At 73.1% G+C, this 10,290-nt stretch carries 8 protein-coding genes and 1 pseudogene; 7 read left to right on the plus strand and 2 right to left on the minus strand.

Features of this window, described 5'->3' with window-relative positions; translation table 11 throughout:
• Positions 1-133 precede the first annotated feature (133 nt).
• Both JNW87_RS28165 and JNW87_RS28170 read right to left on the minus strand, forming a co-directional pair.
• Positions 134-1,189 carry a LacI family DNA-binding transcriptional regulator gene (locus JNW87_RS28165; protein WP_109802649.1) on the minus strand — a complete coding sequence of 352 codons (1,056 nt, stop codon included), beginning with the start codon at positions 1,187-1,189 and terminating at the stop codon, positions 134-136.
• A gap of 87 nt (positions 1,190-1,276) precedes the next feature.
• Positions 1,277-3,817 (minus strand): GH32 C-terminal domain-containing protein, encoded by a 2,541-nt coding sequence (locus JNW87_RS28170; protein ID WP_238454697.1) that lies wholly within the window; start codon positions 3,815-3,817, stop codon positions 1,277-1,279.
• A gap of 251 nt (positions 3,818-4,068) precedes the next feature.
• Here JNW87_RS28170 and JNW87_RS28175 point away from each other — a divergent pair, with 251 nt between their 5' ends.
• The 7 genes and pseudogenes from JNW87_RS28175 to JNW87_RS40870 all read left to right on the plus strand — a co-directional run.
• On the plus strand, positions 4,069-5,154 hold the full coding sequence (locus tag JNW87_RS28175) for a substrate-binding domain-containing protein (protein ID WP_109802647.1): 1,086 nt from the start codon (positions 4,069-4,071) through the stop codon (positions 5,152-5,154).
• Between the two features lie 97 nt (positions 5,155-5,251).
• Entirely contained in the window at positions 5,252-6,280 is a 1,029-nt protein-coding gene (locus JNW87_RS28180; protein WP_109802646.1) for an ABC transporter permease, read from the plus strand.
• A pseudogene (locus JNW87_RS28185) lies at positions 6,277-7,118 on the plus strand (ATP-binding cassette domain-containing protein). Before JNW87_RS28180 ends, JNW87_RS28185 begins: the two are co-directional and overlap by 4 nt.
• A 49-nt stretch (positions 7,119-7,167) precedes the next feature.
• Entirely contained in the window at positions 7,168-8,115 is a 948-nt protein-coding gene (locus tag JNW87_RS28190; protein WP_109802645.1) for a carbohydrate kinase, read from the plus strand.
• A gap of 69 nt (positions 8,116-8,184) precedes the next feature.
• Positions 8,185-8,436: a hypothetical protein gene (locus tag JNW87_RS28195; RefSeq protein WP_109802644.1), complete on the plus strand. Its 252-nt coding sequence runs from the start codon at positions 8,185-8,187 to the stop codon at positions 8,434-8,436.
• A 58-nt stretch (positions 8,437-8,494) separates the two neighbouring features.
• A complete protein-coding gene (locus JNW87_RS28200) occupies positions 8,495-9,658 on the plus strand; it encodes a ribulokinase (protein WP_309234089.1) in 1,164 nt (387 codons plus the stop codon).
• Positions 9,601-10,290, plus strand: a 690-nt coding sequence (locus JNW87_RS40870) for an FGGY-family carbohydrate kinase (RefSeq protein WP_309234091.1), incomplete at its 3' end; no start/stop codon positions are given. The genes JNW87_RS28200 and JNW87_RS40870, both read left to right, overlap by 58 nt.

Below are 10,290 nucleotides of genomic sequence, written 5' to 3' on the forward strand. Positions count from 1 at the left end.
CCTGGCGCTGCTCGCCGCCGAGCTGCGCGACGCGCTCACCCTGGACCGGCTGCGCCGACCCGGCCGCCGCCCGGCACCTGCGCACGACGACCGGAGGCTGAGCTCGGCGCCGCCGGGGCGACCGGTGCGCTCATCAGCCGCGGTGCGGTCCCCTGATCTCGCCGGAGCCGCGGGGGATCAACCGGGTCGCCACCAGATGCGTCCGCGGTCGCCACTGCTCGCCGTCCAAGCGCCGGAAGATCAGCGACGCGGCGACCCGGCCCATCTCGGACGGGTCCTGTGCGACCACCGTGACGGCCGGCTGGAGCAGGTCGGCGAGGGGGAAGTCGTCGAAGCCCACGAGGGCCACCTCGTGCTGCCGGCCGAGCTGCTGGAGGGCCCGGATGGCCCCGATGGTGACGAGGTTCTGCGAGGTGAACAGCGCGGTGGGCGGGGACCCGGCGGACAGCAGCCGGCGTACCGCCGCCTCCGATTCCCGCTCGGTGTGCAGGTCGTGCACGGCGGGGGCGGCGGACGGTCGGATGCCGTGATCGGTGAGGGCCTCCCGGAAACCCTGGAACCGCTGGCGAGCGGTGGGGATCGTCTGCAGGTCGCCGAGGTAGGCGATGTCCCGGTGGCCGTGCGCGACGAGGTGGTGGACGGCCGACGCGGCGCCGTCGTGGTTGTCGGCGAGCACGGCGTCGACCGGCAGGCCGACCGGCGGCCGGTCGACGAAGACCACCGGGGTGCCGGCGTTGACCTCGCCGGCCAGGTAGCTCTGGTCGTCGCTGGCCGGCACGACGACCAGGGCGTCGGCCTGCCGCATGGTGAAGGCGTGGATGAGGTCCCGTTCCCGTTCCGGGTTCTCGTCCACGCTGCCGGCGAAGATGAGCACGCCCCGATCCCGCGCGGCGTCCTCCAGGGCGCGGTGCAGGGCGGCCGAGAAGGGGTTCGCCAGGTCCTCCAGGACCGCGGCGATGGCCGCGCTGCGGCCGCTGGACCGGCGCAGGCTGCTCGCGGTGAAGTTGGGCCGGTAGTCGAGCTGGGCGATCGCCCGCTGCACGGCGGCGGTCTTCGGGGCGGAGACGCCCGCCTCGCCGTTGACCACCCGGGAGACGGTCTTCGGGCTGACGCCGGCGAGCAGTGCGACGTCCCGGAGCGTGGGCCGGGCCTTGGCGCCGGTCGACGTAGCGGGGGCGGCAGCGTGCATGGGCGCTCCTACCGGGCGGGGTGCTGCGGTGGCGGTCGGGGACCACGGCGTACGCCGTGGCCCCCGACATGGTGATCGACGGTCAGGTTATCGCCACACCGACCGCAGCGGCCGGATGGTGAGCGAGCGCACCACCACGTCGCCGCCCTCGGCGAACAGGCGCGTCCGGTCGCTGGTCGGCGCGGGGAAGATCTGATCGGTGATGGTGGTCTGTCCCGCCCCGCCGAACACCTCCACCGACGAGCGGTCCACGTACACCGTCATCCGCACCCGGTCGCCGTCCACGGACAGCGGGCCGGAGTGCACGCCGGGGAAGAGCGGACCGACCTCCACCTGCCCGGAGCGCGTCCGGTCGACGTAGAGGCGGCGCGCCCCGGCGTCGTACCCGACCACCGTCCGTTCGTCGTCGCCGCCGCGTACCTGGAGGCCGAAGCGGTCGGCGTCGCGGAGTTCGAACTCCGCCCGGATCTCCAGCACGGCGCCGTCCGCCGCCGGGGGCAGATCGAGCACTCCGGGCCGTACGGTGGCGTCGCGCAGGGTGAACACCTCGCCGCCGCCGCGGAGGGCGGTGAGCTGCGCGGTCGGCTGCTGGACGAGGCGCACCGCGCCGTCGACGGTCTTCAGCGCGAGCTCCCGGGGCAGGGCCATCGCGCCGCGCCACGGTGCGGTCGGCACGCTGCCGGCGTACTGCCAGTTGTTCATCCAGCCGATCGCGACGCGCTGTCCGCCGGGGGCGTCGTTGTAGGTGACCGCCGCGTAGTAGTCCTTGCCGTGGTCGAGCCAGTCGTAGCGTTCCAGCTCGCTGGCCGCCGGCCGATCGGCGAACATGACGTGGTCGACGAGGAGGTGGCCCCAGCCGCCGGAGTTGAAGTCGTTGATCTCCAGGTGGGCCCGCCGGCCGGCGAACTCGCGGACGTCCCAGCCCACCCAGTCCAGGCGTTCGCTGTCCTTCCCGGTGGCGGTCCGGACGACCTGGCCGTCCACGACGAGGTTGACCGCGGTCTCCACGGACCGGGGCAGCACCGGTTCGTCGGTGGCGACGAGGTGGTCGACCAGCAGGTGTCCCCACCCGCCGGTGTTCTCGTCGACGATCCGCAGCTGGGCGGTGCGACCGCGGAACTCGGTCACGTCCCAGCTGCGCCAGTTCATGAAGCCGGAGAAGTTGCCGGTGGCCGTGCGCACCACCCGGCCGTCCACGAGCAGCTCGACCGCCGTGTCGCCGGTGCCGTCGTTCAGGTGGCCGCCGGCGCCGACGAGCAGGCTCAGGTGGTTGCGGTCGATGGTGAAGCCGGGCGAGGTGAGGGTGCCCGTGGTCGAGTCGGCCTCGAAGAAGGTGGTGAGCAGCTTGTCGCCGACGTGGCCGCGCTCCGACCGGGCGGGGCCCGCCACCGGCGCGCGGTCGCGCAGCCCGCCGGTCGCCGTCCACCCCGCCTGCTCGTACGTCCGGCCGTCGGGGAACTCGAAGTCGATCACCGGCTCGGCGTCGGCCGGTACGAAGGCGGTCGTCGTGCCGGGCAGGTGCGGATGGGCGCCCCCGCCGACGAGCAGGTTCAGGTAGTCCCGGCCGACCGTGAAGTCGGGGGAGACCATCCGTCCCGTGGGTGCGTCGAAGCCGAGGAAGCTGTTGACCAGGGATCGCCCCCGGAACCCGCTGACCTGCTGCTGTCCGGGCACGGTGCCGGGGTACGGGCCGGTGCCGAAGGGCCCGGGCCCCAGGGCCGGGTCGTTCTCCACCGTCCAGCCGGCGTAGTCGTGTTCGAAGTCGGCGAAGAGCGTCCCGGCGGGCGGCTCCGGGTCGCCGGTGACGATGTTGTCGGCGGTGAAGCGGGTGCCGTCCCAGTCGCCGATGAAGTACTGCGCGCCCGATCCGCCGGCGACCGCGCCGGGGTTCAGGTTGACCACCAGCACCCACCTGGTGTGCCGCGGATCGCCGTCGACCGGCAGTTCGAACAGGTCTGGCACCTCCCAGACGCCGCCGACGGCGTTGGCCGGCCCGAAGTCGCTCAGGTGGGTCCAGGTCCGCAGGTCGGGGGAGCCGTAGAAGCTCACCTTGTGCTCGGTGGCCAGCACGACCGCCATGGTCCACCGGCCGGCTTTGGTGTCCCAGAAGACCTTCGGGTCGCGGAACTCCCGGGAGCCCAGGTCCAGCACCGGGTTTCCGGCGTACTTCGTCCAGGTGCGCCCGCGGTCGGTGCTGTACGCCAGCGACTGCGCCTGGCTGCCGGTGGCCGGATATGAGCTGGTGTAGACGGCGACCATGGCCGGCGCGCCAGGGCGGCCGAAGCCGGCGGTGTTCCGCTCGTCGACGACGACGGACCCGGAGAAGATGTGCTCGTCGGCCGAGTAGGGGATGGCGACCGGCAGTTCGGTCCAGTGCAGCAGGTCGCGGCTGACCGCGTGTCCCCACGACATGTTGCCCCACTGCGCGCCCTCGGGGTTGTACTGGAAGAACAGGTGCCACTCGCCCTGGTACCACACCAGGCCGTTCGGATCGTTCATCCAGTTCCGCTCGGGGCTGAAGTGGAGCTGTGGTCGGTGGGGCTCGTCCCTGGTTGGGTTCGGCGCCGCGTGCGCGCCGGGCGCGGCGCCGGCGCCAGGAGAGTCGCGGCCGCGCAGGCGGCCAGCCATCGGCGGATCCTCATCCACATCCTCCGTCCATCGGGGACTTCTCGTCGCCCGGTCCGGGTCCCGGGCGCCGACCGTGGGGCGAATCGTGCGCGTGCCTGACATCGATGTCAAGAGTTGCCTACGGGTTTCGTCCTGGTTATGAGAAAGCACGGGCGAAGCCATTGACATCTCTCCGGCGCTGACCCGAAACTGCCCTGACATCGTTGTCAGTGCGGTCCCGGTCCGGCCGGGGAGTCTTTGAGGGAGAACACATGATCCAGCGCATCGGCCGCCGCCGCGCGGCCCTGCTGGTCGCCGCCGCAGCGGCGACCGGCATGGTCGTCAGCGGGTGCGGCGACAGCTCGGGCGGCGGCTCCGGAGACGGTGACAAGAGCGTGGCCGTCTCGCTGATCACCAAGAACTCCACGAACCCGTTCTTCGTGACCATGCAGCAGGGCGCGAAGAAGGCCGCCGAGGCGGAGGGCGTGAAGCTGACCGTCGCCGCAGGCAAGGAGGACGGCGACGAGGCCGGCCAGGTGCAGGCCATCGAGGACGCGATCGCCCGCGGCGACGCGGGCATCCTGATCACCCCGAACGGCCCCGGCGTGAACCCCGCGATCAAGAAGGCCCGGGACGCCGGGCTCTACGTCATCGCGCTGGACACCCCGCCCGACCCGGCGAACACCGTGGACATCACCTTCGCCACCGACAACTTCAAGGCCGGTGAGCTGATCGGCAAGTGGACGGCGACCCAGCTCGCCGGCAAGCCGGCGACCATCGCCCTGCTGGACCTGTTCAACGACAAGGTCGTCTCCGTCGACTACAACCGCGACCAGGGGTTCCTGACCGGCATGGGCATCGACACCGCCGACCAGAAGAAGAACGGCGACGAGGCGAAGACCGGCAGCTACTCCGGCGGCAGCTACACGATCGCCTGCAACGAGCCGACCAACGGCGCCGAGGACGGCGGCCGGACGGCGATGGAGAACTGCCTGACCAAGAACCCCGACATCAACGTCGTCTACACCATCAACGAGCCGGCCGCGGTCGGCGCGCACAAGGCACTGCAGGCGGCGGGCAAGACCCAGGGCGTCCTGGTCGTCTCCGTCGACGGCGGGTGCGACGGCGTACGGCAGGTCAAGGACGGCGTCATCGGCGCCACCTCGCAGCAGTACCCGCTGAAGATGGCCGAACTGGGCGTACAGGCGATCAAGAAGATCGCGAACGACGGGGAGAAGCCCAAGGTCTCCGAGGGCCTCGACTTCTTCGACACCGGCGTCTCCCTGGTCACCGACAAGGCCGCCACCGGGGTCGAGAGCATCACCAGCGCCGACGGCGCCCAGCGCTGCTGGGGCTGAACCACCACCGCCACGGTCGAGGGCCCGGGACAGCCACCGCTCCGGCCCTCGACCGGGCAGATCGTCCGCCACCGCCGACCTCGGCAGGGAGCCCGCCGTGACCACCACGACACCACCGACCACCGCGGCGCAGCAGTTCGCCCTGCGCCGGCACTCGCCACTGCAACGCGTCCAGCACCTGCTGCACGCGCACCCCGCGATCAGCCCGTTCCTCGTGCTGGTCATCTCGTTCGTCGTCTTCTCCACCCTCAACCCGCGCTTCGCCTCGCCGAACTCGCTCTCGCTCGTCCTGCAGCAGGTGGCGGTCATCGGCGCGCTCGCCGTGGGGCAGACCCTGATCATCCTGACCGCCGGCATCGACCTGTCGGTCGGCGCCGTCGCCATCCTGGCCATGATGCTCGCGGCCAAGCTGGCCGAGGGGCAGGGGCTACCGGGCGCGCTCGCCATCGCGCTGGCCATCGCGGTCGGCGCCGCGGCGGGCGCGCTCAACGGCGCGCTGGTGACCCGGCTGAAGCTGCCGCCGTTCATCGTCACCCTCGGCACGCTCAGCGTCTTCACCGCCCTCGGGCTCCTCTACTCCGAGGGCCAGAGCGTCCAGGCCACCGACCTGCCGGCGGTGCTCAGCTGGACCGGCGAGTCCTTCCCGGTGGGCCGGTTCCGGATCACCGTGGGCGTGGTCGCCGTCGTCCTGCTCTACCTCGCGGTGGGCTTCGCCCTGGCCAAGACCGCCTGGGGCCGACACGTCTACGCGGTCGGCGACGACAAGGAGGCCGCCCGGCTCGCCGGCATCCGGGTCGACCGGGTGCTGCTGAGCGTATACGTCGTCGCCGGCGCCATCTACGGCATCACCGCCTGGATCCTGATCGGCCGGGCCGGCGCGGCCAGCCCGAACGCGATCACCGACGCCAACCTGGAGAGCATCACCGCCGTCGTCATCGGTGGGACCAGCCTCTTCGGTGGCCGCGGCGCGGTGCTCGGCACCCTGCTCGGCGCGCTGATCGTCGGCTTCTTCCGCAGTGGCCTCTCGCTCGCCGGGGTCGACGACCAGTACCGGGTACTCGCCGTCGGCCTGCTGGTGATCCTCGCCGTGGCCGTGGACCAGTGGATCAGGAAGGTGAGGTCATGACCGCCACCACCACGCACACCCCCGCCGGCCGCTCCGGCGCGGCGGACAGCGGGCAACGCTCACCGGTGCTGTCGGCCCGCGGCCTGGTCAAGACGTTCGGCAAGGTCGTCGGGCTCGACGGGGTGGACCTCGACCTGTACCCGGGCGAGGTGCTCGCCGTCATCGGGGACAACGGCGCGGGGAAGTCCACGCTGATCAAGTGCCTGACCGGCGCGCTGGCGCCGGATGCCGGGGAACTGTTCCTGGAGGGGAAGCCGGCCCAGTTCAAGCGGCCGCAGGACGCCCGGGACGCCGGCATCGAGACCGTCTACCAGACGTTGGCCGTGGCACCGGCGCTGGACATCGCGAGCAACCTCTTCCTCGGCCGGGAGAAGCGCCGCCGCGGCGTGCTCGGTTCGGTGTTCCGGATGCTCGACCAGAAGGGGATGCGCCGGGAGGCCGCGCAGGCCCTCGCCGACCTGGGCATCGGCACCCTGCAGAACGTGGCGCAGGCGTCGAGACGCTCTCCGGCGGACAGCGTCAGGCCGTGTCGGTGGCCCGGGCCGCCGCCTTCGGCAGCAAGGTGATCGTGCTCGACGAGCCCACTGCGGCGCTCGGCGTCAAGGAGTCCAACCAGGTGCTCCGGATGATCGAGGAGGTCCGGTCGCGGGGGCTGCCGGTCATCCTCATCAGCCACAACATGCCGCACGTGTTCGAGGTCGCCGACCGTATCCACATCCAGCGGCTGGGCCGCTGCGCGGGCGTGGTCACGCCGGCGTCGCACACCATGCCGGAGGCGGTGGCCATCATGACCGGCGCGACCACCCTCGAGGAGACCCCGGGCCGGACGGCGGGCTGAAGCCCGCCGCGGACGTGACCGGGCGATCCAGGCCCGGGAGAGGAAGACTGTGATCACGGTTGTCGGCGAGAGCCTGGTGGATCTGATCGAGGACCCGTCCGGGGAGGCGGTCGCCCACCCGGGAGGCAGCCCGGCGAACGTCGCCGTGGCGCTCGCCCGCCTCGGTCAGCCCACCACCCTGCTCACCCAGCTCGGTGCCGACGCGCACGGGCGGCTGCTCCGCGCCCACCTGGCCGGCAGCGGCGTACGGCTGGATCCGGCGTCGGTGCCGGACCTGCCGCGCACCAGCGTGGCCCGGACCCGGGTGGGCGCGGACGGGCAGGCCCGGTACGACTTCGACATCGCCTGGCGGTCCTTTCCGGAATTCCTGACCGGTGTCGGGTCACGGAGCGACTGCCTGCACACCGGCTCGCTCGCCACGGTTCTCGAGCCGGGCGCCGGCGACGTGCTGGCGCTGGTCCGGGCCCGGCGGGCGACCACGATGATCAGCTACGACCCGAACTGCCGGCCCGACCTGATGGGCGACCGGACCGCGGCCCGGCACCGGGTCGAGCAGCTGGTGGCGGTCAGCGACGTCGTCAAGGTCAGCCTGGAGGACCTGGCCTGGCTCCACCCGGGCCGCGGCTACCAGGAGGTGGGGCGGGCGTGGCTGAAGCTGGGGGCCGTGCTCGTGGTGGTCACCCTCGGCGACGGCGGGGCCTGGGCGGCCACCCGGCGCGGCACGGTACGGGTGGAGGCCCGGCCGGTGCGGGTGGTGGACACCGTCGGCGCGGGCGACGCGTTCACGGCCGGGCTACTGGCCGCGCTGAGCGAGCGGGACCTGCTCGGCGCCCCGCGGCGTCCGGCGCTCGGCGGCGTCGGCCGGGACACGCTCGGCGCCGTCCTGGCGGAGGCGGCCCATGTCGCCGCCCGCACCTGTGCCCGGCGGGGTGCGGATCCACCCACCCGGGCCGAGCTGGCCGTCGACCAGCCGGCCGTGCTCGCACCCGGAAGCTGACCGCGTGCTGTCGCCGTTCCACCACCACCCGTGCTCGGACGTCCGCTTCGCACCGTAGATAATGGACCGATGGTTGCCTGGGAGTACGCGTTGCTTGTCCGTCGCTATCAGGGGCAGGGCCGCAATTTCCACGTCTCATTCGTCTGGTACGGGCCCGACGGCTCACGCACCGACATCACCGCGTACGGCGACACCGCGATCGCGCACCTCAACCGGGCCGGCCGGGAGGGCTGGGAGCTGGTCTCCGCCGCCGAGGACGTCAACAACGTCCAGGGCAGCACCGAGGTGCACCGCTACCACCTGAAGCGCCCGCTGGCCTGACCGGTTAGCGTCTTCTCCCACCACCGCCGCTGGTCGGCGGTGGCGGGAGGAGGCAACAGTGGGCCGCTACGTCGTCGGCGTGGACTTCGGCACGCTCTCCGGCCGGGCCGTGGTGGTCGACGTGGCCGACGGCGCCGAGCGGGGCAGCGCGGTGCACGCGTACCGGCGCGGGGTGCTCGCCGACCGGCTGCCGGACGGACCGGCGCTGCCGCCGGACTGGGCGCTGCAGGACCCGGAAGACCACCGCGAGGTGCTGCGGACCGCCGTGCCCGCCGCCGTCCGCGCGGCCGGCGTCGACCCGGCCGAGGTGATCGGCATCGGGCTGGACGCCACCTCCTGCACGGTGCTGCCCACCATGGCCGACGGCACCCCGCTCGCCGAGCTGCCCGAGCTGCGCGACCGGCCGCACGCCTGGCCGAAGCTCTGGAAGCACCACGCCGCGCAACGGCAGGCCGATCGGATCAACGCCCTCGCCGCCGAGCGCGGCGAACCCTGGCTGGCCCGCTACGGCGGCCGGGTCTCCGCCGAGTGGCAGCTCGCCAAGGCGCTGGAGGTGCTGGAGGACGACCCGGCGGTGTTCCGCCGCGCGGAGCGCTGGATCGAGACGGCCGACTGGCTGGTCTGGCAGCTCTGCGGCCGCCCGACCCGCAACGTCTCCGCCGCCGGCTTCAAGGGACTACGCCAGGACGGCCGCTACCCGGCCCCCGACTTCCTCGCCGCGCTCCACCCCGAGCTGCCCGACCTGCTGCCAAAGGTCGACGGGCCGCTGGTGGAGTCCGGTGCCCGGGCCGGCGCGCTGACTGCCGAGGCGTCCGGATGGACGGGCCTGCCGGCCGGCGTCGCGGTCGCGGCCGGCGCCATCGACGCGCACGTCACCGCCGCCGCGGCCCGGTCGGTCGAGCCGGGCCGGATGCTCGCCGTCCTCGGCACCTCCACCTGCCTGATCATGAATTCGGACGCCTGTCACGAGGTGCCCGGGGTGTGCGGCGTCGTCGAGGGCGGGGTCACCGCCCGCGGCTGGGGCTACGAGGCTGGGCAGAGCGGCGTGGGTGACATCTTCGCCTGGTACGTCGAGCGGGCCCTGCCCGGGTCGTACGCGGACGAGGCGCGGCGGCGCGGGGTCTCGCCGTACGAGCTGCTGGACGCCCGCGCCGCGACCAGCCGGTGGGCGGGCACGGGCTGCTGGCGCTGGACTGGCACAGCGGGAACCGCTCGGTGCTGATGGACCACGAGCTGAGCGGCGTGCTGGTCGGGCTGACCCTGGCCACCCGGCCGGAGGAGATCTGGCGGGCGCTGCTGGAGGCCACCGCGTTCGGCGCGCGGACGGTCGTCGAGGCGTTCACCGCGGCCGGGGTGCCGGTGGACGAGTTGACCGCGGCCGGTGGGCTGACCGCCAACCGGCTGCTGCTGCGGATCTACGCCGACGTGCTGCGCCGGCCGCTGCACGTGCTGGACGCCGCGCACCCGGCCGCCCTCGGCGCGGCGATCCACGCGGCGGTGGCGGCCGGGGCGTACCCGGACGTGGAGGCGGCCTCGGCGGCGATGGGCGCGCGGCACCGCGAGACCTGGCGCCCCGACCCGGCCGCGCCGCCGCCCTACGACGACCTCTACGCCGAGTACCGCGCCCTGCACGACCACTTCGGCCGGGAGGAACCGACGTCCTGCACCGCCTCCGCGCCCTTCGCAACCGCGCCCACCACACCCCCGGCGCCTGTTGATCAAGAGGTTCGCGTCTCCGGGAAACCCGCGGATCAGGCTCAACTCCACCACCGCCAACCCCACCGACCGGTTCAACGCCATCGGGTTGGCCGGCGTGCTGACCGGCGACTCCGACGGCCACGGCGTGCGGGCCCT

It is taken from the genome of Micromonospora sp. ATA51, from assembly GCF_016802855.1.
In the GTDB taxonomy this organism is placed as follows: Bacteria; Actinomycetota; Actinomycetes; order Mycobacteriales; family Micromonosporaceae; genus Micromonospora; species Micromonospora sicca.

Coding starts and splice junctions, on each gene's coding strand:
- JNW87_RS28165 (WP_109802649.1), bottom strand. CDS start 1,189: ATGCACGCTGCCGCCCCCGCTACGTCGACCGGCGCCAAGGCCCGGCCC.
- JNW87_RS28170 (WP_238454697.1), bottom strand. CDS start 3,817: ATGGCTGGCCGCCTGCGCGGCCGCGACTCTCCTGGCGCCGGCGCCGCG.
- JNW87_RS28195 (WP_109802644.1), top strand. CDS start 8,185: ATGGTTGCCTGGGAGTACGCGTTGCTTGTCCGTCGCTATCAGGGGCAG.
- JNW87_RS28175 (WP_109802647.1), top strand. CDS start 4,069: ATGATCCAGCGCATCGGCCGCCGCCGCGCGGCCCTGCTGGTCGCCGCC.